The sequence below is a fragment of the Streptomyces sp. NBC_01390 genome (assembly GCF_045040105.1).
Taxonomy (GTDB): domain Bacteria; phylum Actinomycetota; class Actinomycetes; order Streptomycetales; family Streptomycetaceae; genus Streptomyces.
Window position 1 is genome coordinate 10,933,133 of the sequence record NZ_CP109551.1, and the last position, 25,629, is coordinate 10,958,761.

Annotated in this window: 21 protein-coding genes; 8 read left to right on the forward strand and 13 right to left on the reverse strand. The window is 70.0% G+C overall.

Features of this window, described 5'->3' with window-relative positions; genetic code table 11:
- Positions 1-746: 746 nt before the first annotated feature.
- Both OG241_RS48740 and OG241_RS48745 read left to right on the forward strand, forming a co-directional pair.
- Positions 747-1,388 carry a TetR/AcrR family transcriptional regulator gene (locus tag OG241_RS48740; protein WP_405825468.1) on the forward strand — a complete coding sequence of 214 codons (642 nt, stop codon included), beginning with the start codon at positions 747-749 and terminating at the stop codon, positions 1,386-1,388.
- Positions 1,389-1,405: 17 nt separating this feature from the next.
- Entirely contained in the window at positions 1,406-3,079 is a 1,674-nt protein-coding gene (locus OG241_RS48745; protein ID WP_405825470.1) for an FAD-binding dehydrogenase, read from the forward strand.
- A 7-nt stretch (positions 3,080-3,086) separates the two neighbouring features.
- Here OG241_RS48745 and OG241_RS48750 read toward each other — a convergent pair whose 3' ends face one another.
- Complete coding sequence (locus OG241_RS48750; protein ID WP_405825471.1) at positions 3,087-3,458, reverse strand: DUF488 domain-containing protein; 372 nt, start codon at positions 3,456-3,458, stop codon at positions 3,087-3,089.
- Between the two features lie 156 nt (positions 3,459-3,614).
- Here OG241_RS48750 and OG241_RS48755 point away from each other — a divergent pair, with 156 nt between their 5' ends.
- A complete protein-coding gene (locus tag OG241_RS48755) occupies positions 3,615-5,039 on the forward strand; it encodes a M1 family metallopeptidase (RefSeq protein ID WP_405825473.1) in 1,425 nt (474 codons plus the stop codon).
- Positions 5,040-5,101: 62 nt separating this feature from the next.
- Here OG241_RS48755 and OG241_RS48760 read toward each other — a convergent pair whose 3' ends face one another.
- Positions 5,102-6,319 (reverse strand): saccharopine dehydrogenase family protein, encoded by a 1,218-nt coding sequence (locus tag OG241_RS48760; protein ID WP_405825475.1) that lies wholly within the window; start codon positions 6,317-6,319, stop codon positions 5,102-5,104.
- Positions 6,320-6,431: 112 nt separating this feature from the next.
- On the opposite strand from OG241_RS48760, the gene OG241_RS48765 reads away from it, so the two are divergent.
- Together OG241_RS48765 and OG241_RS48770 are read left to right on the forward strand one after the other, a co-directional pair.
- Positions 6,432-7,163: a TetR/AcrR family transcriptional regulator gene (locus OG241_RS48765; protein WP_405825477.1), complete on the forward strand. Its 732-nt coding sequence runs from the start codon at positions 6,432-6,434 to the stop codon at positions 7,161-7,163.
- Positions 7,164-7,172: 9 nt separating this feature from the next.
- A complete protein-coding gene (locus OG241_RS48770; RefSeq protein WP_405825478.1) occupies positions 7,173-8,498 on the forward strand; it encodes an MFS transporter in 1,326 nt (441 codons plus the stop codon).
- 17 nt (positions 8,499-8,515) lie between these two features.
- Here OG241_RS48770 and OG241_RS48775 read toward each other — a convergent pair whose 3' ends face one another.
- From OG241_RS48775 to OG241_RS48810, 8 genes are all read right to left on the reverse strand, one after another.
- Positions 8,516-8,971, reverse strand: a complete 456-nt coding sequence (locus OG241_RS48775) for a Crp/Fnr family transcriptional regulator (protein ID WP_405825479.1) — start codon at positions 8,969-8,971, stop codon at positions 8,516-8,518.
- Between the two features lie 373 nt (positions 8,972-9,344).
- The gene (locus OG241_RS48780; protein ID WP_405825481.1) at positions 9,345-10,235 is read right to left on the reverse strand and encodes a Gfo/Idh/MocA family protein; all 891 of its coding nucleotides are present in this window, start codon (positions 10,233-10,235) and stop codon (positions 9,345-9,347) included.
- Positions 10,236-10,335: 100 nt separating this feature from the next.
- Entirely contained in the window at positions 10,336-12,243 is a 1,908-nt protein-coding gene (locus tag OG241_RS48785; protein WP_405825483.1) for an AMP-dependent synthetase/ligase, read from the reverse strand.
- Between the two features lie 172 nt (positions 12,244-12,415).
- Entirely contained in the window at positions 12,416-14,632 is a 2,217-nt protein-coding gene (gene glgB, locus OG241_RS48790) for a 1,4-alpha-glucan branching protein GlgB (RefSeq protein WP_405825485.1), read from the reverse strand.
- Positions 14,633-14,637: 5 nt separating this feature from the next.
- Positions 14,638-16,017, reverse strand: coding sequence for a maltokinase N-terminal cap-like domain-containing protein (locus tag OG241_RS48795; RefSeq protein ID WP_405825487.1), 1,380 nt, complete (start codon positions 16,015-16,017; stop codon positions 14,638-14,640).
- 28 nt (positions 16,018-16,045) lie between these two features.
- Entirely contained in the window at positions 16,046-17,764 is a 1,719-nt protein-coding gene (gene treS / locus OG241_RS48800) for a maltose alpha-D-glucosyltransferase (RefSeq protein WP_405825489.1), read from the reverse strand.
- A gap of 4 nt (positions 17,765-17,768) precedes the next feature.
- The gene (locus OG241_RS48805; protein ID WP_405825491.1) at positions 17,769-19,757 is read right to left on the reverse strand and encodes a maltotransferase domain-containing protein; all 1,989 of its coding nucleotides are present in this window, start codon (positions 19,755-19,757) and stop codon (positions 17,769-17,771) included.
- A gap of 81 nt (positions 19,758-19,838) precedes the next feature.
- Complete coding sequence (locus OG241_RS48810) at positions 19,839-20,135, reverse strand: DUF5133 domain-containing protein (protein WP_405825492.1); 297 nt, start codon at positions 20,133-20,135, stop codon at positions 19,839-19,841.
- 244 nt (positions 20,136-20,379) lie between these two features.
- Between OG241_RS48810 and OG241_RS48815 the strand changes: the two genes are divergently transcribed.
- Together OG241_RS48815 and OG241_RS48820 are read left to right on the forward strand one after the other, a co-directional pair.
- The gene (locus tag OG241_RS48815) at positions 20,380-20,841 is read left to right on the forward strand and encodes a pep a2 (protein ID WP_405825494.1); all 462 of its coding nucleotides are present in this window, start codon (positions 20,380-20,382) and stop codon (positions 20,839-20,841) included.
- 81 nt (positions 20,842-20,922) lie between these two features.
- Positions 20,923-21,438 (forward strand): hypothetical protein, encoded by a 516-nt coding sequence (locus OG241_RS48820; RefSeq protein ID WP_405825496.1) that lies wholly within the window; start codon positions 20,923-20,925, stop codon positions 21,436-21,438.
- 9 nt (positions 21,439-21,447) lie between these two features.
- On the opposite strand, the gene OG241_RS48825 is transcribed toward OG241_RS48820, so the two are convergent.
- A complete protein-coding gene (locus OG241_RS48825; protein WP_405825497.1) occupies positions 21,448-22,260 on the reverse strand; it encodes a VOC family protein in 813 nt (270 codons plus the stop codon).
- A gap of 316 nt (positions 22,261-22,576) precedes the next feature.
- Entirely contained in the window at positions 22,577-23,437 is an 861-nt protein-coding gene (locus OG241_RS48830) for a SigB/SigF/SigG family RNA polymerase sigma factor (RefSeq protein ID WP_405825499.1), read from the reverse strand.
- 526 nt (positions 23,438-23,963) lie between these two features.
- Between OG241_RS48830 and OG241_RS48835 the strand changes: the two genes are divergently transcribed.
- Positions 23,964-24,521 carry a hypothetical protein gene (locus OG241_RS48835; RefSeq protein WP_405825501.1) on the forward strand — a complete coding sequence of 186 codons (558 nt, stop codon included), beginning with the start codon at positions 23,964-23,966 and terminating at the stop codon, positions 24,519-24,521.
- Positions 24,522-24,625: 104 nt separating this feature from the next.
- Here the strand turns inward: OG241_RS48835 and hemC are convergent, their stop codons facing one another.
- Positions 24,626-25,561: a hydroxymethylbilane synthase gene (gene hemC / locus OG241_RS48840; RefSeq protein WP_405825503.1), complete on the reverse strand. Its 936-nt coding sequence runs from the start codon at positions 25,559-25,561 to the stop codon at positions 24,626-24,628.
- Positions 25,562-25,629: the final 68 nt, after the last annotated feature.

The following is a 25,629-nucleotide window of genomic DNA, read 5'->3' on the forward strand; positions in this document are numbered from 1 at the left end:
GTCAGGCGGATCCGGACTTCGGCGGGCCCGGCGCCGTGCCGCACCCCGTCTTGCTGCTCGGCACGTGCTGGGACCCACCTCCGACCTTGCGGATTGAGCCACGCGTGGCGCTCGTCTCAACCCCTCGAAGAGTCCATTCCAGTGAAACGAAAGGTAACTCCAGTAGACGGGCGATGGGTTTCCGGTAGGTGTCAACCCCGTTGCACCTCGCGCCCGATGGCATCTCGTAGGAGCGTGGGGCTCGCCGTTCGTGTGGGGCGGGTTGGCCGTGGCTGATCTTCGATGTGGATGGTGATCGGGCCGTTGCCCGTGCGTGCCCGTCAAGTCGGGGCAGGCCCCGGCTCCAGCCGCACCCCCGCGCATGCACCTCTGGTATGAGGAGAAGTTCGGCGCGCCCTGCGCCCTGCACGAGTCCACCGAGTCCGCGATCGATTGCTTCGTCGCGACGACGTGCTGCTTGTCGACCAATCATTGGTTCTGACTGTCACGACGGGTTCGCTCAAAACGATGACCTGGTGACCGCCCCGCACGCGGACGGGCTCTCGGGGTCTGCATAGCCACGGGAAATAACCGGGCCAAACACTCTTCGTGACCAGCGAAGCCCTTCTAGAAACCGCGCGAGCAGCGAAGCCACCTCACCTCAATCGCCAACACCCGCGAACGGTCACCCGAGATTCCGTCTCTCCCGAACCCTTTGGATACATCGATGCATCGGATACATTCGCGTATCGAACGGAGGGACGGACATGGCGGTCGAGGGAACGACGGGGCGGGTGACCAAGCGCCGGGTGCGGACGCGGGCCAATCTGCTGGAGGCCGCCTTCGCGGTGTTCGCCGCGAAGGGGTTCGGGCGCGTCTCCATCGAGGAGGTCTGCGAGGCCGCCGGCTACAGCAGAGGCGCCTTCTACTCGAACTTCGACAGCCTCGACGAACTGTTCTTCGCCCTCTATGGAGAACGCGCGGGCCTGATCGCCGACCAGGTCGCGGGCGCCCTCGCTCTGGACGGCCCGGATCTCGACGTCCCCGCGGCCGTCGACCGGGTCACCGAGGTCCTGCTGCTCGACCACGACTGGCTGCTGGTCAAGACCGACTTCCTGGTCCACGCGGCCCGGGTCCCCGCCGTCGCACAGACCCTCCTGGAACACCGCGAGCGGCTGCGACGGGCCGTCGCGGACCGGCTCGCCCGCGCCACCGCACACACCGAACTGCCCGCCGTACTCGGCAGCGCCGAGGGCGCCGCCCACGCGGTGATCGCCGCCTACGACGGGGTCACGACCCAACTGCTGCTGGACAAGGACGTCGAGCACGCGCGCGCGTGGCTCAAGCAGCTGCTCACCGCACTGCTCACCGACGGCCATGACAACCCGACCGCGCACAGCGGCGGATGAGAAAGGGAACGGTCGCCATGGATGCGGACGTCATCGTCGTCGGAGCCGGCCTCGCCGGGCTGGTCGCGGCACACGAACTGACCAGCAAGGGCCGAAGGGTCGCACTCGTCGACCAGGAGAACGCCGCCAACCTCGGCGGGCAGGCCTTCTGGTCCTTCGGCGGGCTCTTCCTCGTCGACTCCCCGGAGCAGCGGCGCGTCGGCATCAAGGACTCCTTCGACCTCGCCTGGAGCGACTGGCAGGGCAGCGCCGGCTTCGACCGCCTCGACGACGAGGACTCCTGGGCGGTGAAATGGGCGCGCGCCTACGTCGAGTTCGCGGCCGGGGAGAAGCGGTCCTGGCTCGCCGGTCACGGCATCTCCTTCCTGCCGACGGTCGGCTGGGCGGAGCGCGGTGACCTGCGCGCCCACGGGCACGGCAACTCCGTACCCCGCTTCCACGTGTCGTGGGGCACGGGCACCGGGGTCGTCGAACCGTTCGTGCTCAGCGCCAAGCAGGCGTCCCGCGCCGGACTGCTGACCTTCTACCACCGACACCAGGTCGACGAGCTCGTCGTCACCGATGGCGCCGTGCGCGGTGTACGCGGCACGGTCCTCGCCGAGGACAACTCCGCGCGCGGGGTGGCCTCCAGCCGGGAGCGGATCGGCGACTTCGAACTCACCGCCCAGGCCGTGGTCGTCACCACCGGCGGCATCGGCGCCAACCACGACATCGTGCGGCGCTACTGGCCCGAGCGGCTCGGCACAGCGCCGGCCAACATGGTCACCGGGGTGCCCGCCTACGTCGACGGGCGGATGCTCGACATCAGCGCCGAGGCCGGAGTCCGCCTCGTCAACCGTGACCGCATGTGGCACTACACCGAGGGCATCCAGAACTGGAGCCCGATCTGGCCCGGCCACGGCATCCGCATCCTGCCCGGCCCGTCCTCCATGTGGTTCGACGCGCTCGGCCGCCGTCTCCCCGACCCCTGCCTGCCCGGGTACGACACCCTCGGCACCCTCAAGTACCTGCGCACCACCGAGGACATCGCCGAGCACGACCACTCCTGGTTCATCCTCACCCAGAAGATCATCGAGAAGGAGTTCGCGCTCTCGGGCTCCGAGCAGAACCCCGACATCACCGCCAAGAACCGCAAGGCCTTCCTCAAGGAACGAATCCTCGGCAAGGGCGCCCCCGGCCCGGTGGCCGACTTCGTGAAGCACGGCGCGGACTTCGTGGTCGCGGGCTCCCTCGACCAACTCATCGTGAAGATGAACGAGTTGACCGACAAGCCGCTCCTCGACGTGGACCTGGTGCGCCGCCAGATCGAGGCCCGCGACCTCCAGATCGCCAACCCGTACAGCAAGGACGCGCAGGTCCAGGGCATCCGCAACTCCCGCCGCTACATCGGCGACCGGCTCGGCCGCACCGCCGTCCCGCACCGCATCGTGGACCCCGAGGCCGGCCCGCTCATCGGCGTCAAACTCCACACCCTCACCCGCAAGACCCTCGGCGGCATCCAGACGGACCTCGACTCACGCGCGCTGGGCGCGACGGGCGAGCCCGTCGAGGGGTTGTACGCGGCCGGTGAGGTCGCCGGCTTCGGCGGCGGCGGCGTGCACGGCTACAACGCCCTGGAGGGCACGTTCCTCGGCGGCTGCCTGTTCTCGGGCCGCGCGGCGGGACGGGCGGCGGCCCGCGCAACGGCCTGAGACTCCTTCAGTGGCCGCCCCCGGACGTCAGCAGATCGACCAGTACTGAGGCATGGCTCCGCGCGGGGGACCTGGTGGCGGTCACGAGCGTCACCGGTCCCCTGCCGGCCATTGCGCGCAGCGCGTCCAGGGAGTCCGCCGCCTCGGGCGCCGCCAGCTCCGCCTCGTACCGGCGCCGGAACTCGTCGTACGTGGCCGCCGCGTCCTCCTGGGCGTGGTACCAGCGGCGCAGCTCGGTCGACGGGGTCAGCGCCTTCGGCCATTCGTCGATGTGCGCCGCGTCCTTGGACAGTCCACGCGGCCACAGCCGGTCGACCAGGACGCGGACGCCGTCCTCCTGCTCGGGCGGTTCGTGGACTCGACGGACGCGGACGGTCACGGTGAACCTCCGGCGGGGTGGGGAGAGAGGGCCGAAAGAATGATGCGGCCGGTCTCCAGGACTCGCAACTTGACCAGAAGGAGGAGGAATCCTCGCGGTGGCGCCTCTAGGGTGAAAGACCTGAAGATGATCAGACCCATCACCGTAGGAGCTCGCGTGAGACCCCCCAGGAAGTACGCAGGCAGCCGCACCGCAGTCCTCCGCCGTGACGCCGTCGTCGCGACCGTGCCCGTCGCTCTCGCGGCCCTGCTGGCCGCCGCCGCACCCGCCTCAGCCGCGACGACAGGCACCTCCGGCGTCGGCGACCCGTACTTCCCGCTGTCCGGCAACGGCGGCTACCACGTCGCCCACTACGACCTGAACCTCCGCTACGACCCCGTGAGCCGCCGCCTGGACGGCAAGGCGGTGCTCACCGTCCGCGCCACCCAGAAGCTGACCCGCTTCAACCTCGACCTCAGCGGCCTGAAGGTCACCGCCCTCACCGTCGACCGTGCGAAGGCCGGTTTCCGGCGCTCCGGGCAGGAGCTGATCGTCAGCCCGCGCCGCGCGCTGAACAAGAACCAGACGTTCCAGGTCGCCGTCACCTACTCCGGTGTCCCCAAGGCCGTCATCGACCCGGACGGCTCGAAGGACGGCTGGATAGCCACCGACGACGGCGTGTTCGTCGCCGGCGAACCGCAGGGCTCCATGAGCTGGTTCCCCGGTAACAACCACCCCAAGGACAAGGCGTCGTACGACTTCACGATCACCGTCCCCCAGGGCCGCACCGCGGTCGCCAACGGTGTCCTCCTGAGCCAGAAGACGGCGGGCGGCAAGTCCACCTTCCGCTGGCGCCAGACCGAGCCGATGGCCGCCTACCTGGCCACGGCCACGGTCGGGAGGTTCAAGGTCGAGCAGTACACCACCCGCGGCGGCATCAAGGTCTACAACGCCGTCGACCCGCGCGAGGCCTCCGCCGCCGCGCCCGTGCTGAAGAAGCTGCCGTCCGTACTGGACTGGGAGGCGAAACTCTTCGGCCCCTACCCGTACAAGGCCGCCGGATCCATCGTCGACCGCGCCCCGCAGGTCGGCTTCGCCCTGGAGACACAGACCCGTCCCGTCTACGACCAGGCACCCGACCTGAGCACCCTCGTCCACGAGAACGCGCACCAGTGGTTCGGTGACTCCGTTGCCCTCACCACCTGGAAGGACATCTGGCTCAACGAGGGCTTCGCGACGTACACGGAGTGGCTGTACGAGGAACAGCACGGCGGCCCGAGCGCCCAGAAGACCTTCGACGGCCTGTACGCCAAGCCCAAGGACGACGACCTGTGGTCGTTCCCGCCGGCCGACCCGGGCAGCGGCGCGAACATCTTCGGCACGCCTGTCTACTCCCGTGGCGCCATGGCCCTGCACAAGCTCCGCAAAGCGGTCGGTGACCCGGCGTTCTTCAAGATCCTGCGCACCTGGGCCACCGAGCACCGGGGCGGGCACGGTACGACCGCCCAGTTCACCGCCCTCGCCGAGCACATCTCGGGCAAGGACCTGGACCAGCTGTTCCTGACCTGGATCGGCACGAAGGGCAAGCCCTCCGCGCCGTAGAGCCGTAGAGCCTCGCAGTGGAAACCACCAGCCTCCCCGGGTTCCGGCCCGGGGAGGCCACCTCACAGTTCGCGCATGCCCCACGGCGAGCCGTACGCCGTCAGCAGGTCGAGGAAGGGGCGCGCCGGGAACGCCTCCGGGCCGAGGACACCCGAGCCGGACCAGGCGCCGGTGGCGACGAGTTCCAGGGCGACGACCGGATTGATCGCCGTCTGCCACACCACCGCCTGGGAACCGTACTCCGCCATGGACCACTGGTTGTCGACCACGTGGTACAGGTACACCTCGCGCGGCGCCCCGTCCTTCGTGCCCTTGACCCAGGTCCCCGCGCACGTCTTGCCGTGCATACGGTCGCCCAGAGTCGCCGGGTCGGGCAGACAGGCGGCGACGACGTCCCGGGGCGACACCGAGACGGGTCCGGCGGCGCTCGGGACGGTCACGGGGTCGGTGCGGTCCAGACCGAGCAGATGGAGCGTCCTGAGGGTCTGGACGAACTCCTCGCCCAGGCCGTACTTGAAGGTGACGCGGCGCGCGTCGATCCAGCGCGGCACCAGCAGCACCTCCTCGTGCTCGACGTTCACGCACTCCACCGGGCCGATGCCCTCCGGGAAGTCGAACACCTCCGGCTCGCTGAACGGCGGTGTGGTGAACCAGCCCCGGCCGGACTCGTAGACGACCGGCGGGTTGAGGCACTCCTCGATCGTCGTCCAGATGCTGAAGGACGGCGCGAAGTCGTAGCCGTCGACGGTGAGGTTCGCTCCGTCGCGGATACCGATCTCCTCGATCTCGTCGAAGAGCTCGTCGGCCGCGTACCGGGCGAACACATCGGACATGCCCGGCTCCACACCCATGCCGACCAGGGCCAGCGCGCCGGCCTTCGCCCACTCGTCCGCCGCAGCGAACTGTTCGTCGCCGAGCTTTACCCCACACACCTCGTGCGGGCGCTCGGGGTGTGGCCGCGACAGGGACATCGCCATGTCGAGATAGGTCACCCCGGCTGCACGGGCCGCGCGGAACAGCGGCATCACGAAGCGCGGGTCGGTCGCGTTGAGCAGCACGTCGCACCCGTGCCGGGTCAGCAGTTCCGTCACCGCACTCTCGTCGGACGCGTCGACCCGCTCCGCCACGAACCGCTCCCCGGCATCGAGCGCCGCGACCGCGGCCTCGGCCCGCGCCGGGTCGTAGTCGGCGACGACCATCCGGTCGAAGAAGGAGCGCCGGGCGGCGATCCGGGTGATGGCGGTCCCTACACCGCCGGCTCCGACGAGCAGCACACGCATGGCAAATCTCCCTGTTCGCGAAGGTTCGGACCCGTTGTCCGCCCGATCCAACGCTGTGCCGTCGTCTAAGGTCAATGGCGTTGGCATAAGAGAGGGAACAGGGAGGCGCGCTGTGCCCAAGCAGGTCGTGCCGGAGGAGAAGCGTCGGCGCCGTCGTCCCACCAGGGGCGGCACCGTGCTGTCCGAGCGGCTGATCGTCGCCACCGCCCTGCGCATGCTCCGTGAACACGGCAGCGCCGGCCTCACCGCCCGCCGCCTGGGCCTCGCCCTGGACGCCGACCCGAGCACCCTCTACCGCTACTTCCGGGGCATGGACGAGCTGACCCTCGCCATCGGCGACGCCCTCATCGGCCAGGCGCTGCACGGCTGGCGGCCCACGGGGGACTGGTCGGCGGACCTGCGCGCCATCGGGCTGCGCGTCCATGCCGTGTACGTCGCCCATCCGCAGGCGGCCGTGCTGACCGCCAGCCGTGTCACGGGCCGCGCCAACGAGTTGGCCGCCGACGAGGCCATCCTCGACGTCCTGCGCACGGCCGGTTTCCCGCTGCCGGAGACGGTACGGATCTACCACGCCTTCATCGACCAGACGCTGGCCTTCGCCGCCCTCGACGCCGCCTCCCTGGCTCTGCCGCGCGCCAGCCTCACCGCCGACGAGGACATGTGGCGCTCGACCTACGCCCGGCTGCCCCGCACCACCCACCCCCGCATCGCCGAAGCGGCCCCGCTGCTGGCCGCCCGGATGGTCGCCAGCGCCTATCCGACGGCCCTCGACATGCTGCTGGACAGTGCGGCACGGACGCTCGCCGGAAAGGGCCCCGGCAGTACTTGTGATATTGAAAGCTGAGCCGATTGGATGTACCGAGCAACCAGGACACCTGTGGACCCCAGCGACAGCAGCACCGGCAAGGACTCTGACCCCCAGCCGACCGTGCCCCCGGACGAACCCCGCCCGGCCGGGCGCCGCTGGGCCATGGACACCCGGCCCCTGCGCCGCCCCGCCTACCGCCGCCTGTGGTCCTCGACCGCCGTCACCGCCGTCGGCAGCCAGCTCACCGCGGTCGCCGTGCCCAAGCAGATCTACGACATCACCGGCTCCTCCGCCTGGGTCGGCTACGCGAGCCTGGCCGGGCTCGTGCCCCTGGTCGTGTTCGCCCTGTGGGGCGGCGCGATCGCCGACAGCATGGACCGCCGCAAGCTGCTGCTGATCACCAACACCGGCATCGCCGTCACCTCGCTGCTGTTCTGGATCCAGGCCCTCGTCGGCCTCGACTCGGTGACGACCCTGATGCTTCTGCTCGCCCTCCAGCAGGCGTTCTTCGGCCTGAACTCACCGGCCCGAAGCGCCGTCGTCGCCCAGCTGGTCCCCGAGGAGGAGTTCGCCGCGGCCAACGCCCTCGGGACGACCGTCATGCAGACCGGCCTGGTCGCGGGACCGCTGCTCGCCGGGGCCCTGATACCCGTCGTCGGTCTCGCCGAGCTGTATCTGCTCGACGCGCTCGCCCTGTGCGTCACCCTGTGGTCCGTCGTCCGGCTGCCCGCGCTGCCGCCGGGGCCGGCGGCCTCCCGGAAGGCGGGCGCACAGGAGATCGTGGCCGGCTTCCGCTACATCGCCCTGCACAAGGTGCTCCTGCTCTCCTTCCTCGCGGACATCGTCGCCATGGTCTTCGGCATGCCCCGCGCCCTGTTCCCGCAGCTGGCGGCCCAGACGTACGCCCCCTACGGGGAGGGGCTCGCCCTCGGTCTGCTGTTCGCGGCGATCCCCGTGGGCGCGGTGCTCGGCGGACTGTTCTCGGGTACGTTCTCGCGGGCGCGCCGGCACGGCTGGATGGTGATCGGCGCGGTCGTCGCCTGGGGGCTGTCGATCACGGGCTTCGGACTGAGCACCAGCCTGTGGGTGGCGGTGGCGTTCCTGGCCGTCGCCGGAGTCGCCGACCTGGTTTCCAGTGTCTTCCGGGTGGCGATCCTGTTGTCGGCGGCGACCGACGAGATGCGCGGCCGGATGCAGGGCGTCTTCACGGTGGTCGTCGTGGGCGGTCCCCGACTGGCCGACCTGCTGCACGGCACCACGGCATCAGCCCTGGGCCCCCGCACGGCCGTCGCCGGCGGCGGACTCCTGGTCGTCGCCGTCACCCTGGCCCTGACGGCCGCGATGCCGGCGCTGCGCCGCTACCGCGTCTGAGCCCCGGACCGGACTCGTCACCCGGAGCCACGCCTGTGCGGGGCGAACTGCTCCATCAGCCTGCCCCGGGTCAGCTCCAGCCGATGGGCGAGGATCTCGGCGATGACCCGCACCAGCTGCAGCCCGAGGGCCGGGTCCTCCTCACAGAGTTCGAGCACCGACGCGGCGTCGAACTCGTATGCGCGTACGGGACTGAATGCCTCGGCGCCGAAGTCCCACTGGTGGGGAGGGAAGAGCCACGACCAGCCGAGCAGATCGCCCGCCCCGAGCCCGGCCACGGTCACCCGCTGCACCGGCGTCACCTGCTGGACCAGGGAGACCGCGCCCGAGCGGACGACCCAGAAGCGGTCGGCGGTGCCGCCCGCCTCGAAGATCTTGAAGTCCTCGGGAAAGGACACCTCCGTCGCGAGCGCGAGCAGCCGCTCACGGCGTGGCGGGGGAAGGGCGGTCAGCAGCTTTGTCGCTTTGGTCATGAGCAGGGCTCCTCACCGGCGATCCGGAGGGAAGGCGTCCGCCACGGCAGCGCGCTGTCAGGGTTCGGCGGCTTCCCCTACACCCATTTGAGCCGTTGCGGACGCGCCGGGCACCTCGGCGGCGGGCAAGAATCTGCTTTTTGACAGAAAAAGGCCCTGGCTGGACGGGGGAGACCAGCCAGGGCCGTAGGTGGTGGCACGCGGAGGGCGGTCGCCTCGCGGCGAAAGGCTCCATGGGGCTTCAGCCGAACGATCTTCCCCATGGGCTATAGGTGAGGCCCGGGGACACTGTCCCCTCCGCAGCCACGTAGACAAGAACGGCCGGCCCCTCCGCGTTGTTCCGCATCGACTCCGAAGCGGCGCGTGATCCACGTCACTCGGCCACCTGGGCCATCAGCGTCTGCAGACGAAGGCCGCGACGGGCGTCGAGCTCACCGGAGACACCGGTGCGTACGGCGGTCGCGAACTCGCGGCGCAGTACCGGCCAGGTCTCCTCGTGGTCGAGTTCGGCGCTGTCGAACACCAACTCCGGTCCGGATCCGTAGAGTTCGACCCGGGCGGAGCCCTGTGTCACGTTCACCGAACCGGACAGGGAGGCCTGGCTCACCGCGCCGTTCTCGTGCTCGCAGGTGAGTTCGATCCAGCGGCGCGGATCCCCGGTGCCGCGCACCCGCGTGATCGGCCCCACGGCGGCGTCGAGGAGGTCGAGGACGTGCGGCCCCAGATCGAGCAGCGCGCCCTGTTCCAGCCGCCAGGGGCTGGCGAACGCGCCGCCGAGGAAGGCACCGCTCAGAAAGGCCGCCCGAGCGCCGAACACGTCCGCCTCACGCGCCGCCGCCAGGAACCGGCGCGTCTCGGGGTGGTAGCGGTTCGTCAGGGTCACCTGGGAGACGACCCCGGCCTCGTCGATCGCGTCCACCAGCAGCCGGGCCGCCCCGAGATCCTCCGCGATCGGCTTCTCCAGCAGCAGCGCCTTGCCCGCCTTCGCGGCGCGCAGGGCGAGCTCGGCCTGGACGGCGGGCGGCACGGCGAACGCCAGCGCCTCGCAGGAGTCGAGCAGTTCCTCGAACCGGGCCGCGACCGGGGCGCCGTACGGTGCCGCCGCCTCCTTGGCCGCCTCCGGGCGGCGCGCCCAGACGCCGGCGAGTTCGGTCTCGGGCCCGGCGGCCAGCATGCGTGCGTACACCCACTGCGCCCAGGGCCCGGCGCCGACGAGCCCGACCTTGACGGGGGCGTGCGACCACGGTGCGGCGGTACTGGTCACGGGGATCGTCCAATCCGTACGGGAGCCGATTCGGAGATCACTCTGCGGGCCCGTCCGTCGTACCGTCAACCAAGAACTGCCCCGCATACGCGGCCCACGATCAGCGGAACACGTTGTCCGAGTCGTCCCAGTGCGCGAGTTCGTCCGCCGCCGCGTTCGGCCGGGGCGAGCGCGTCCTGGCCTGGTACATCGCGTCGATCTCGAAGGCGTAGTGCCGCACGATCGCGTCCCGGCGCAGCTTCATCGACGGGGTCAGCATGCCGTTGCTGAGCGCGAAGGGTTCGGCGAGGACCCGGAAGACCCGGATCGACTCGGACCGCGACACCGAGCTGTTGGCGGCGGCGACGGCCCGGGCGACCTCCTCCCGCAGGGCGTTCTCCTCGCGCGCCTGGCGGTGCGGCGTGTCGTCCTGCAGGGCCAGCGAGGCCCGCCAGTGGGCCAGGAACTCCGGGTCGAGGGTGATCAGAGCCCCCACGCACGGCCGGTTGTCGCCCACGATCACCGCCTGGTGCACGAGCGGATGCATGCGCAGCCGATGCTCCAGGGCGGCGGGAGCGATGCTCTTGCCGCTGCTGGTGATGATGATGTCCTTCTTGCGCCCGGTGATCGTCAGATACCCCTCCTTGTCCAGCCGCCCGATGTCCCCGGTGGCCAGCCAACCGCCGCGCAGCGCCGCCCGGTTCCCGGCCTCGTCGTTCACGTACCCCTGGAAGACGGAGGCGCCGTACACCAGGATCTCGCCGTCCTCCGCGACCCGGATCTCCGTGCCGGGCAGTGGCTTTCCGACCGTCCCGAACTTCTCCTGGCCCACGGGCTGCGCGGTGACGCCCCCGCAGGTCTCGGTGAGGCCGTAGCCGTCGTGGACGAGGATGCCGATCCCCGAGTAGAACAGGGCGAGTTCACGGTTGAGGGGCGAGCCGCCCGACACCGCGCCGCACACCCGTCCGCCCAGCGCGCCACGGAGTTTGCGGTACACCGTCCGCTCGTAGAGGGCGTGTTGGAGCCGCAGGTCGAGGCCAGGTCCGGAGCCCGTGCCCAGTCGCTGCCGTTCGACGGCCGTCGCGAAATCCCGGGCGGTGTCGACGGCACGCTCGAACAGGCTGCCCCGGCCCGATCTCTGGGCGGCGCGCAGGAAGTTCTTGTAGATCTTCTCGAACACCGAAGGCACCGCGTACAGGTACGTCGGCCGGAAGGAGAGCATCGCCGAGGACAGCGCCTCCGCGCTCAGGTCGGGCTCGTGGCCCATCAGGAGGCCGCCGCGCAGACACAGGCCCTGGATCATCAGGCCGTACACGTGCGAGAAGGGCAGGAAGGCGAGAACCTTCGGCTGTTCGCCGGGCGGCGCAGCCGTGTGTCGCCAGCCCGCGAGCAGGGTGTCGCAGGGGCTGGCCAGACTGCGGTGACTCAGGGCGCAGCCGCGCGGATGCCCGGTCGTGCCCGACGTGTAGGCGATCACCGCGGCCGAGTCCGGCAGTACGATCCGGCGCAGCGAGTCGACCGTGGTCGTCGCCACCGACCGGCCCAGCTCCACGAGTTGGGCGAGGGCTCCGTCGTCCAGCTGCCACACGTTGCGCAGCAGGGGCAGTGAGGTGCACACCGATCCGACGGTCATGAGGCCCTGTTCGTCCTCGACGACGACGGCGCTGCACTGCGAGTCCGCGAGGATCCAGGCGACCTGGTCGCGCGAGGAGGTCGGATAGATCGGCACGACCTCGGCGCCCACCGCCCAGAGCGCGTAGCAGAGCACCGTCCACTCGTAACGGGTGCGGGCCATGATGGCCACCCGGTGGCCCGGCGAGATGCCGGAGGCGAAGAACCCCTTGGCCAGATCGACAACCTCGTCCCGCAGTTCCGCGGCCGTCACCTTGGTCCAGAGCTGCTTCGCCGGATCGATGCGACGCGCGAGCTGCACCATGTCGGGTTCCCGGATCGCCGTGTCGAAGACGCTGTCGGCGAGTCCGCCCGTCAACGGTGCGGAGGTGGGGGGAGCGAGGGCGAAGTCGCGCATGCGCTGCTCCTGGATCGTACTGACTGTGACCGCGCCGACGAGTGGAGTTATCGACGGTGAACGAATCTAGCTCAGGTCACGGGCTTTGTTGTCGGGAACTGTGAAGTCGTTGTCCTCTGGAGGTTTCGGAAGAGAACTTCCGTGACCGCACCTCATCTCACCTCACCTCACTTCACCTCATTCGGGCCGGCGTCAGCCATACCGTGGCGAGTGGTGGCAGGGTCAGCCGGACGCCCGACGACCTGCACGTCACCGCCCCGGGGTTGAGGACGTCACCGCCTCCGTAACGGGCGGCATCCGTGTTGAGGACCTCCTGCCAGGCGATGACCGGGCCGGGGACGTCGAGACGGTACTCGTGGCGGACCACCGGCGAGAAGTTGCTGACGGCCAACAAGGGCACTCCTTCCGCGTCGTAGCGGAGGAAGGCGAAGACGTTGTCCTCGGCGGCGTCCCCGGCCACCCACCGGAATCCGGCGGGGTCCGTGTCGCGTTGCCAGAGCGCGGGGGTGCGCCGGTAGAGGGTGTTGAGATCGCGGACGAGATCGCGGACACCCCGGTGATCGGGCTCGGCCGCGTACTCCGGGTCCAGCAGCCACCAGTCCGGCCCGTCGGCCTCGGACCACTCGGAACCCTGGGCGAACTCCTGGCCCATGAAGAGGAGTTGCTTGCCGGGGTGGGACCACATGAAGGCCAGGTACGCCCGTTCGTTCGCCCTTTGCTGCCACCAGTCGCCAGGCATCTTCGACACCAACGACCGCTTGCCGTGGACGACTTCGTCGTGGGAGATGGGCAGGACGTAGTTCTCGCTGTACGCGTACACCATGGAGAACGTCATCTCGTGGTGGTGGTGCTTGCGGTGGACCGGGTCGTGCTGGACGTAGCCGAGCGAGTCGTGCATCCAGCCCATGTTCCACTTCAGGCCGAAGCCGAGCCCGCCACTGTCGGTGGGCCGGGTCACCCCGTCCCACGCGGTCGACTCCTCGGCGATCGTCATGACCCCCGGGACCCTCCGGTACAGGGTGGCGTTCATCTCCTGGAGGAAGGCGACCGCGTCGAGATCCTCCCGCCCGCCGTGCACGTTCGGCGTCCACTGCCCCGAATCGCGCGAGTAGTCGAGGTAGAGCATCGAGGCGACCGCGTCCACCCGCAGCCCGTCGAGATGGAACTCCTCGCACCAGTACACGGCGTTGGCGACCAGGAAGTTGCGCACCTCGGTCCGCCCGAGGTCGAACTCGTACGTCCCCCAGTCCGGATGCTCGGCACGCCGTGTGTCACCGGGCTCGTAGAGGGGTTCCCCGTCGAACCTGGCCAGCGCCCACTCGTCCTTGGGAAAGTGCGCGGGCACCCAGTCCAACAGGACGCCGACACCGGCCCGGTGCAGCGCGTCGACCAGATTCCGGAAGTCGTCGGGGGAACCCAGCCGGGCGGTCGGCGCGAAGTAGGAGGTGACCTGATACCCCCAGGACGGGCCGAAGGGATGCTCGGCGACCGGCATGAGCTGTACATGGGTGAAGCCCAGGTCGGCCACGTACGCGGGGAGTTCATCGGCCAGTTGACGGTACGTCAGTCCCGGTCGCCAGGACGGCAGATGGACCTCGTACACCGAGAAGGGTTCCTCGTGCACGCGCGAACCGGCCCGGTGTGCGAGCCACTCCTCGTCGCCCCAGTCGTAGTGGGAGGCGGTGACGACGGACGCGGTCGCGGGCGGCACCTCGGTGCGCCGGGCCATCGGGTCCGCCTTCATGACCCGGCCGCCGCTCCGACCCACGACCTCGAACTTGTACCGCTCGCCCTCACCCACACCGGGCACGAACAGCTCCCACACCCCGGCGGCGCCGAGCGAGCGCATCGGGTGGGCGGTGCCGTCCCAGCAGGTGAAGTCACCGGCGACCCTCACCCCCTGCGCGTTCGGCGCCCAGACGGTGAAGCGGGTACCGGCGACGCCCTGATGGGTCATCGGTTCGGCACCCAGCGCCTTCCACAGCTCCTCGTGCCGCCCCTCCCGGATGAGATGCAGATCCAGCTCACCGAGCGAGGGCAGGAAACGGTACGGATCCCCGACCTCCGACGTACCGCCCTCGTACGACACCAGCAGCGTGTGGTCGGGAAGCGCGGGGGAGGGACCGAAGGGGAGTACGGCGCTGAAGAACCCGTCACCGTCGTCGTCGAGCGTGTGCGGCCGCCCGTCGACGAGCACGCTCACACCCCGCGCGAACGGGCGCAGCGCACGGAAGACCACCCCGCCGACCGGCAGGGGATGTGCGCCCAGGACCGAGTGCGGGTCGTGATGGGTGCCGGCGAGCAGACGCTGCCTGTCTTCGGGATCCCACAGGGCGTCGGGCCTGCCCAGGGAGGGCGTGTCGGGGAGGGAGGGGTCGTGCAGGGCCACAGCGGTCAGCCTCCTCGGACGGCGAGTCGTTCGATCGCCGCCATGGGAACGGGGAGCCAGTCCGGGCGGTGCCTGGCCTCGTAGACGACCTCGTACACGGCGCGGTCAGTCTCGTACGCGCGCAGCAGCCCGGGGTCGTGGCGCGGGTCCCACCCGGCCCTGGCGGCGTACCCCGCGCAGTAGGCGTCCCGGCAGCGCCGGGCCCACTCGGGGTGCCACGGCAGCCGGGTGCGGGCGGCGTAGTCGAAGGAGCGCAGCATGCCGGCGATGTCCCGCACCGGTGACTGGGCGCTGCGCCGTTCCGCGAGCGGGCGGGAGGGCTCGCCCTCGAAGTCGATCACGTACCAGTCCCCGCCGGCACCGCCCGTGCGCAGCACCTGTCCGAGGTGCAGATCACCGTGGACGCGCTGCGCGGCCGGGCCGGCGTCGAACCCGGCCAGGGTGTCGAACGCGGCTCGCAGCCCCCGGGCGTACGGCCGCAACGCCGGTACGCAGTGCACGGCGGCATCGAGACGGTCGGTCATCGCCGCCGCCGTACGCCTGCTGTGCCGGTCGCCGCGGGTGTCGCACGGGAAGGCTGTCGCGAGAGCCAGGTGGACATCGGCGGTGGCGCGGCCCAACTCGTGGGCCTCGTCCGTGAAGGCGTGCCCCGAGGCGAGAGCGCGCAGGGCGAGGGTCCAGCCGTCAAAGGCGCCGGGCAGGAACGGCTGGAGCACTCCGAGGGTCGCGTCCTGAGGCAGATCGGTCCTGAACCAGGCGGCCGGTGCGGGTACCCGGGCGCAGCCCTGTCGGGCGAGGGCGGCGGGCACCTCCAGATCGGGGTGGACGCCGGGCTGGACGCGTCTGAGCACCTTCAGGATGAACGAGTCGCCGTACACGAGCGAGGAGTTGGACTGTTCGACGTCGAGGAGACGCGGGGCGAGTCCGGCGGGCACGCTGACGGCGGGGTCGGCCTCGAAGCGCAGGGGGCCGGACGTGCAGGGGTGCCGGAGGCGCTCCAGCAGCAGTTCCGCCGCCCGGGGGTCCCGCAAGGCGTCGTAGACCAGCAGACCGGCCAAGGGCCCTTCGTGCGCGCGGCCGATGAGAGCCCGGCCGAGGCGCGGCGACGGGCGGTCCCGGACGCGGAGGAGCAGTTGGTAGCAGTCGCCGGGCGGGGGAGGGCCGCCGGGGACGGGGACGGCCGTGTGGCCGGTGCGGACGAGAAGGTGCAGGCAGCCCGGAAACAGCTCCGTCACGGACAGCAGGTCCAGGTCCGTGACAGGCCGGTCCTTGCCCGCGAACCAGCGCTGCTGCGGCAGCCACTCGCGGAGCAGTCCACCGAGCGAGCTCAGCGGCTCGGCGAGGGCCGCCGTCCGGCTCGGGCGAAGAGACGCGGTCTTCGGCATGGTGACGCTCCTTTCGCGGGGGACACGGTCACGGCCGTCGGGCGGTGCGCGGGGCGGATCGGGTGAGCCGGAACCAGTAGAAGCCGTGGCCTGCGAGGGTGAGGAGGTAGGGGAGTTCGCCGATGGCGGGGAAGCGGACTCCGCCGATGAGTTCGACGGGGTGGGTGCCGTTGAAGGCCTGCAGGTCGAGTTCGGTGGGCTGGGCGAAGCGGGAGAAGTTGTGGACGCACAGGACGAGATCGTCTTTGTACTCCCGCAGGAAGGCGATGACGGCGGGGTTGGAGGAGGGGAGTTCGGTGTAGGAGCCGAGGCCGAAGGCGGGGTTCTGTTTGCGGATCTCGATCATGCGCCGGGTCCAGTGCAGGAGCGAGGACGGGGACGACATGGAGGCTTCGACGTTGGTGACCTGGTAGCCGTAGACGGGGTCCATGATCGTGGGCAGGACGAGGCGGCCGGGGTCGCAGGAGGAGAAGCCCGCGTTGCGGTCGGGGGTCCATTGCATGGGGGTGCGGACGGCGTCGCGGTCGCCGAGCCAGATGTTGTCGCCCATGCCGATCTCGTCGCCGTAGTAGAGGATCGGGGACCCGGGGAGCGACAGCAGCAGCGCGGTGAAGAGTTCGATCTGGTTGCGGTCGTTGTCGAGGAGGGGGGCCAGGCGGCGTCGGATGCCGATGTTGGCGCGCATGCGGGGGTCTTTGGCGTATTCGGCCCACATGTAGTCGCGTTCTTCGTCGGTGACCATTTCGAGGGTGAGCTCGTCGTGGTTGCGCAGGAAGATGCCCCATTGGCAGTTTGAGGGGATGGCGGGGGTTTTGGCGAGGATTTCGGAGACCGGGTAGCGGGATTCGCGGCGGACGGCCATGAAGATGCGGGGCATGACGGGGAAGTGGAATGCCATGTGGCATTCGTCGCCGCCGCTCTGGAAGTCACCGAAGTAGTCGACGACGTCCTCGGGCCACTGGTTCGCCTCCGCCAGCAACACCGTGTCGGGATACATCGCGTCGATCTCGCGCCGGACCCGCCTCAGGAATTCATGAGTGCGGGGCAGGTTCTCGCAGTTGGTGCCCTCGGCCTGGTAGAGGTAGGGCACCGCGTCCAGACGGAACCCGTCGATACCGAGGTCCAGCCAGAATCGGAGAGCTGCGAGAATTTCCTCCTGGACCGCCGGGTTCTCGTAGTTGAGGTCCGGTTGGTGGGAGAAGAAGCGGTGCCAGTAGTACTGCTTGCGGACCGGGTCGAAGGTCCAGTTGGAGGCCTCGGTGTCGACGAAGATGATCCGGGCGTCCTGGAACTGTTTGTCGTCGTCGGCCCAGACGTAGTAGTCGCCGTAGGGGCCTTCGGGGTCGTTTCTCGACTCCTGGAACCAGGGGTGTTGGTCGCTGGTGTGGTTCATGACGAAGTCGATGATGACGCGCATGCCGCGTTGGTGGGCGGCGTCGACGAATTCGACGAAGTCGGCGAGGTCGCCGAATTCGGGGAGGACGGCGGTGTAGTCGGAGACGTCGTAGCCGCCGTCGCGGAGGGGGGATTTGAAGAAGGGGGGGAGCCAGAGGCAGTCGATGCCGAGCCATTGGAGGTAGTCGAGTTTGGCGGTGAGGCCTTTGAGGTCGCCGATGCCGTCGCCGTTGCTGTCCTGGAAGGAGCGGACGAGGACCTCGTAGAAGACGGCGCGTTTGAACCACTCGGGGTCCCGGTCCTTGGCGGGAGTGTCCTCGAAGGTGTCCGGAACAGGCTCGTTGACGGTCACGGTGTTACTGGCCTCCAGTCGAGTACCGCAGCAGGTGGAACACGTGCGCGGGCGTCCTGCCCGGTTCCAGACGTACGTAGTTGGTGCGGCCCCAGCGGTAGGTCTCACCGCTCAGTTCGTCACGCACCACGAGGGAACACTCCTCGTCTTCCCGCTTGTCCAGGCCGAGTTGCGGCATGTCCAACGAGACCGTCGCCTCCTGGGTGTGGTGGGGGTCGAGGTTCACGACCACCACAACCGTGTCCTCACCGGTGCGCTTGCTGTACGCGATCACCGCGTCGTTGTCGGTCCGGTGGAAGTGCAGGTTCCTGAGCCGGCGCAGGGCGGGGTGTTCGCGTCTGATCCGGTTGAGGGCGGCGATGAGCGGGGCGATCGAATGCCCGTTCCGTTCGGCCGATTCCCAGTCCCTGGAGCGGAGTTGGTATTTCTCGGAGTCCAGGTATTCTTCGCTGCTTTCGCGCAGCGGGGTGTTCTCGCACAGTTCGTAGCCGCTGTACACGCCCCAGGTCGGGGAGAGTGTCGCGGCCAGCACGGCTCGCGCCTCGAAGGCTGGGCGTCCGCCCTGCTGAAGGTACTCGTGCAGGATGTCCGGCGTGTTGACGAAGAAATTCGGGCGCATGTACGCGGCTGCCTCACCGGACAACTCGGTCAGGTACTCGGTGAGTTCGCCCTTGCCGGTACGCCAGGTGAAGTAGGTGTACGACTGCTGGAAGCCGACCTGGGCCAGGGCGTGCATCATCGCCGGCCGGGTGAACGCCTCCGCCAGGAAGATCACGTCCGGGTCGGTGCCGTTGATCTCCGCGATCACCTGTTCCCAGAAGACGACCGGTTTGGTGTGCGGATTGTCGACCCGGAAGATCCGCACCCCGTGACCCATCCAGTGCCGCAGCACCCGCACCGTCTCCGCGACCAGACCCGGCAGATCCGCGTCGAAGGCGATCGGATAGATGTCCTGGTACTTCTTCGGCGGGTTCTCCGCGTACGCGATCGTCCCGTCCGGGCGGTGATGGAACCACTGCGGATACTTCTGCACCCAGGGATGATCCGGCGAACACTGCAGCGCGAAGTCCAGCGCCACCTCCAGACCGTGCCGGGCCGCCTCGGCCACGAAGAAGTCGAAGTCCTCCAGCGTCCCCAGATCCGGATGCACGGCGTCATGACCGCCCGCCTCCGAACCGATCGCCCACGGCACCCCCACATCCTGCGCCGACGCCGACAGCGTGTTGTTCGGCCCCTTGCGGAAGGTCCGCCCGATCGGATGGATCGGCGGCAGATACAGCACGTCGAAACCCATCGCGGCGATCGCCGGCAACCGCCGCGCCGCCGTCCGGAACGTACCGTGCGGCTGCTCCGGCGTGCCCTCGGACCGCGGGAAGAACTCGTACCACGCCCCGTACAGGGCCCGCTCCCGCTCCACCGTCAGCGCCAACGGCTCACTCGACGTGACCAGGTCTCGTAGCGGAAACCGGCGCAGCACCTTGGCCACCGCCGGAGTCAGCGCCGGTGCGAGACGATCCGTGACCGGGAGCGAGTCGTCGCCCAGAGCCTGTGCCGCGGCCAGTACGACAGCCCGCGCCGCCCGCTCCGGCACACCCGCGGCGGCCCGCTCGTACAACAGCGCGCCCTCCTCCAGCACCAGCCCGACATCGATCCCGGCCGGGATCTTGATGCCCGCGTGGTGCCGCCAGGTGCTGACCGGGTCGCCCCAGGCCTCGACCCGGTAGGTCCACCGGCCCACCGTGTCCGGGGTGACGTCCGCGCCCCAGCGGTCCGTGCCCGGGGCCAGCTCACGCATCGGCGTCCAGGGGCCCGGCCGGCCCTCCGCGTCGCACAGCACCACGTTCGCGCCGACCGCGTCATGGCCCTCACGGAAGACCGTCGCGGTGACCTGGAAGGTCTCTCCCGAGACGGCCTTGGCCGGGCGTCTGCCGCCTTCGACGGCCGGGCGCACTTCCCGCACCGGGATGCGGCCGATGGCCGGGGTCGGGCTCATGGGTCTCACCTCTGGCTTGGTCGGGGGCGGGGGCGTGTCGGTGTCGGGGTCGGTCGGGGTTGGCAGGGGCCGTGGGTGGTGCTATCCGCCGGCCGTGGAGCGCTGCACGGCCGGGGGAGTGCGCCCGGTGAAGCGGTCCGCGTGGGCCCGTCCCGCCTGCTCCCGGAGGTAGGCGACCAGGCTGGTACGGAGATAGCGCTCGGCGGCGTGTACGGCCTCGCGCGCGCATCGCTTCCCCATCAGCACGCACAGGGTGTAGCCCGAGTCCTCGAAACTGTCCCGCGCCTCACGGTCGGACGGGGCGGCGAGCATGACGCGCTCCCACTCCCGGTACCTGTTCAGCTGTCGGGCGACCTCGGCTTTGGCGGGCAACAGCATGGCGCTGGTCCCCTTCCTCGTGACTCTGCTTCTGCGGCGAGACCTTCACTCATGGTGCATGCGCGACGACCCAGCGTCTTGTTGGATCTTCAACCACTGTGCGTGGTGCTCGTGTTGCACGAATGGACTAGCGCTCTCACTCTGGGAGGTGACTCAGAAGCGAACAGTGCTCACGCTTCGCGCTCGGGGCCGTGCCCCGCAGAGCGTGCGGAACGTGGGCCGCCGCCGTGAGGAGCCAACGAAGATGAAGACCGCAGAGTCCCGCTACTACCACCTCGACGTGGAGGTCTGTCCGGAACGGATCGGGCAGGTGGGCCGCATCCTGGCCGCCCACCTCCGGCTCTGGGACCTGGAACACCTGGTCGGGTCCGTCTGTGACGGCATCGAAGCTCTGTTGCGCGCCATCGACGGGCACGCCACCGACAAGCGTGCGGTGATCGAGATGTGGTGGAGCGGCCAGCACCTCATCACCGCCATCGCCGAACACGACCGTGACCTGCGGCTCGACCAGGAACTCGGCAACTGCCTGGCCTGGATCGCCGCGGCGAGCGACGGCTGGGGCTGCTGCGACACCGACACGAGCGCCAAGGTCATCTGGTTCTCGCGCCGGGCCCGCTCCTGCGAAGGCGTGCCGCTGATCCCGGCCCCGCCCGCGCCGACCCTGCGAGAGGGATGCCGGGCACCGGGCGTTCTCGTGAACGCGTAGCAGCGGTACGGCCGACTCTCCCTGGGCATAGTGAAGTTGGCACCCTGCTACGGGGGCGGGGTGGGGCACAGGGGGAACGCCGTGGTCCGGTATGTCCACTACGAAGTGACGTGCGGGATCCTCGCGGTCTGCGCGACAGCGGTGAGCGCTGGGGTGGTGGTCGGGGTGGAGGGTGCTCCGGAGGCGCCGCGAGGTGTCGGTCCGGCGATCGCCCTCGGTCTGCTCGCCCTGGCGTGCGCCGCGGGGTTCGGGGTGCTCACCGTCTCCCGGCTTAAGTGGTTCGGGGAAGGGCGGGACTTCGACAGGGCGGTCGCGCTGGAGGAGCCCGGCGCGGTGCTGCCGGCGCCGGGCAAGGAGTACCGCACTTGCGTGAACGTGTATCTCTTCGTCGTCATGGTGGCGTCCGCGCTGGGCGGTGGACTGCTGTGGTGGCGAACACTGGCGCTCTGGCCGCTGCTCTTCGCGGCGGCGTGGCTGGCCCGCGGGTGGCGGGTCGCCCGCTGGGAGCGGTGCCACGGCCTGCTGCTCTGGATCGGCCCGGTGCACACCGGGATTCGGGAAGGCGGCGACCGGCGTCTGCACTCGTCGGTCCGGTAGCCGCCGGGCTCAGCGCGGGATGCGTGCGGTCACCGTGAACTGAGCCCCGTCCGGATCGCGCAGCACCGCCTCGTAGGGCACGGAACCGGAGACGTGCCGCAGGACGCTGCCGCCGTTGTCCTGCGCGGCCTTGACGCAGGCCGTCACGTCCTCGACCGCGAAGTGGACCTGCCAGTGCGGCCGGATCGTGGGATCGGGCGCGGCCTCCAGCGCACCCGACACGATGCGGGCCACGACATCGCCCCGGCTGCGCAGCACGACCTCGTTGCCCTCGTAGAGGACCTGGCAGCATCCGGGCCGGTCCGAAGCCCACTCGAGGACCTCGCCGTAGAAGATGGCCGCGTCGAACGCGTCACGGGTGTGCAGCCGTACGAACGTCGGCGCCGACCGCCGCCAGGCCTCCCAGCCGGCCAGCAGCTCTCCCTCCCAGACCCCGAAGATCGCGCCGTCACGGTCGGCCAGCAGGGCCGCCCGGCCGGGCGGGAGGGAGAGCGGCCCGACCGCCGCCGTGCCTCCGCGCTCGCGGACCCGGGCCACCGCGTCGTCAGCGCTCGGCACGGCGAAGTACGGGGTCCAGGCGACCACCATCTGCCATACGGAGGCCACCGCGGCGATCCCCGCGACCGGTGTGCCGTCCACCAGGGCGACCCGGAAGCGGTCGCCCAGCCGGGCCGGCCGCCATCGCCAGCCCAGTACGGCGCTGTAGAACGACTCGGTGGCCCGCAGGTCGCGGCTGGTCAGACTCACCCAGCAGGGTGCGCCGAACACGGAATGCGTCGAGACGACGTCCGTCGCGCCGCGGGGATGTGTCGGGTGGTTCATGGCACTCGTGTCCTGACTTCGTCGACCGGCGGGCACCGGTCCGACACCAGTCTCCGACCGAACCCCGTCCCGGTGCCTGTCGAGTACCCCGATCGGGCCTGTCGGCACCTGGGTGGTTCGCCGACGCGGTTCGCCGGCGACGCGCGAAGTCCCGCGACGGGAGGGTGTTTCAACTCCGTCTCTCCGGTGCAACCGGGAGGGGTGGGTGCGCTGGTGAACCGTTCCCGGGAGGGTTCGGCAGTGAGCCCGTCCCCCAGTCGCCCGGCATTGAAGCAATCGCCCGGGCGACTGTGGTGTGTACGGGTCCGGCCCGCCCTCAGCAGGCGTCGGCGAGCATGTCCCCGTACCGCGTCCGGCTCCTCCCGGCGTGTTCGACGGAAGGCTCGGCGGCGGACTCCTCGTCGAGCTCCTCACGGATGCGCGCACAGCAGGTGCTGAGCAGCCGGGAGACGTGCATCTGCGAGATGCCGAGTTGCGACGCGATCCGGCTCTGTGTCATCCCGCCGAAGAACCGCAGGTAGAGGATGGTGCGCTCGCGCTCGGGCAGAGCCCGCAGACAGGGACCGACGGCTGTCCGGTCGACGATTCTGTCGAAGCCGGGGTCGGTTCTGCCGACGGTGTCCGTGAGCGCGTATCCGTCGGTGCGCGGCATCTCGGCCTCCAGCGACAGTACGGAGAAGCACTCCAGGGCCTCCATGCCGGCACGCACCTCGCTCTCGCTCAGTTGCGCGTACGCGGCGATCTCGGCGTCGGTCGGGGGCCGTCCCGGGATGGTGGCGGCGAGTTCCCTGGAGGCGGTGCGCACCCGGTTGCGCAGTTCCTGCACCCGGCGCGGCACATGCAGCGCCCACAGATGGTCGCGGAAGTGGCGCTTGATCTCACCGGTGACCGTCGGTACGGCGTAGGCCTCGAAGGCGGCGCCGCGCTCGGGGTCGTAGTGGTCGACGGCCTTGACGAGCCCGACGGCGGCGACCTGGTAGAGGTCCTCCAGAGACTCACCGCGGCCCCGGAACCGGACGGCGATCCGTTCCGACATGGGCAGCCAGGCCCGCACGAGGTCGTCCCGGAGCGTCTGACGTTCCGGTCCTTCGGGGAGTCGGGCAAGCCGCTCGAAGTCGGCGGCGGTGTCGGGGGCGTCGTCGTGCGGATGTTGCCTCGTTCTGGTGGCGATACGCATCGCGCGCACCTTCCTCGGTTGGTGCTGGATGGACAGACACCGGGGGAGGGTGCGCTCACGGACCGGACGGAGGTCGGCCGGAGTCCGGCGAACCGGCTCCCACGGGCGTGCCTCCAGTCCGAAGCACTAGGTGACTGATTCCCGCTCCGGACGCTATGGAAACAAATCGACATAAACTCGGATACGTACCGCAGCAGCTGTCCGCCGCCTCCGGGCTCACCGGACTCCTGGCTCACCGGACGCGAGAACCTCGTCCTGTTCGCCTCGGGTCTTCGGCGTCCCGCGTCGCGAGCGGGCCGAGCGCGTCGGCCGGCTGGCCCGCTGAACGCCGGTCACGACCATGCACGGGAACGTGATGTGCGGCACGCGCCCACCTGGTGTGGGAAGGTCCTTCGGCGAATTTCCGCTGCACACCGCTTGATCAGTGATCAAGGGGGCGAATTCGCTGGCCACAGCGCATTCTGCTCATTTGACTGTGCGCCGGACACAAGGATAGGAAGCAGCCATCCGAGTCGAGAGGTGGACTGTGCGCGAGCCGAACGTGGTCGGGGACTGGCACGAGTACGACGAGCATGCCGGCCTGCGTGTCCGCGTCCACCGTCTGGTGGCGGCCGAACCGCCGCGCGGGCGGGACGACGCAGCCGAGGGACTGACCTATTTCAGCCTCCGGGTGACGGTCGAGAACCGCGGCGACCGGCACTTCGGCGTCCATCTGGAGGACGGACAGATCGACGTCCGGCTCGGCCCCGACGGCGAGGGCGCCTTCATCGACTGGCGGAACTCGCAGTTCATCGAGGGCTTCGACGTACATCCGCTGCGTCGCGCCACGGCCGTTCTCTACGCGGCCGGTCCGGAAGCCTCGCTGGCGCAGGTGGACGTACAGATCCAGCTGCGGGTCGAGGAGGAGTGGACCCCCCGGCACCTCTGGGCGGGCGGGATCGGGCTCCCCGAGGACTTCACCGGCACCGGCGCGCACCACGGCCCGGCCCGCGAGGGGGTGGCCCACCAGGCGAGCGACTTCCTCAAGGAGCAGCGGGAGCTGAGGGAGCAGCGGGACCAGAAGGGCCAGACGGAACCCACCTGAGCCACCGGCCGAACCGGCGTGCCACCTTCACCGCCGCCGGACGGCCCGCGCTCCCGTGCCCCGTCTCTCGTTCCCCCGTCGTTGTTCTCCGTGCCCCCGTGCCCTCAGTGGGCGATGTCGTCGATCAGCTCGCGCGCGCCCTGCCGCAGCAGCGCCACCGCCACGGACGTGCCGAGCGTGGCCGGGTCGAGGCGGCCCGCCCATTCGTGGGCGTTGAGCTGGACCTTGCCGTCCGGAGTGAACACGCAGGCGCGCAGCGAGAGTTCACCGTTGCGGGCCACCTTCGCGTACCCGGCGATCGGGCTGTTGCAGTGCCCCTGGAGAACGTGCAGGAACATGCGCTCGGCCGTCGCCTCCCGATGCGTGTCCGGGTCGCCGAGGTCGCTGACGGCGTCGATCACCTCGGTGTCGCCCTCGCGGCACTGGAGGGCGAGGATGCCCGCGCCGATCGGCGGCATCATCGTCTCGGGGGAGAGGATCTCGCTGACGACGTCCATCCGGCCGATGCGCTCCAGACCGGACACGGCGAGAAGCAGCGCGTCCGCCTCCCCGGCCGCGAGCTTCTCCAGCCGCCGGTTGGCGTTGCCGCGGAACGGCACGCACTCCAGGTGCGGGTGGGATGCGGCCAGCTGGGCGATCCGGCGCACCGAGGACGTACCGATCCGGGTGCCGTCCGCCAACTCGTCGAGGGTGCGGCCGCCCGGGTGGATCAGGGCGTCACGGATGTCGTCCCGCCGGAGGAACGCGGCGAACATCGTGCCGGCCGGGAGCGGCCGGTCGGCGGGTACGTCCTTCACACAGTGCACCGCGAGATCGGCCTCACCGGCCAGCAGCGCGGCGTCGACCTCCTTGGTGAACGCCCCCTTGCCCTCGACCAGGGACAGATCGCCCATCCACTTGTCGCCGGTCGTCTTCACGGGGACGACCTCGGTGCGGACGTGCGGGTGGACGACGGCGAGCTCGGCGCGTACCCGCTCCACCTGGGCCAGTGCCATGGGCGAGTCGCGGGAGACGATACGAATCAGTTCAGGGACGGACATGCCGACACGATAGACCCTCCCGACCCCCTCCTTCTCCGAACCAGTGGCTTCGCCCAGGCAGTTCGCAC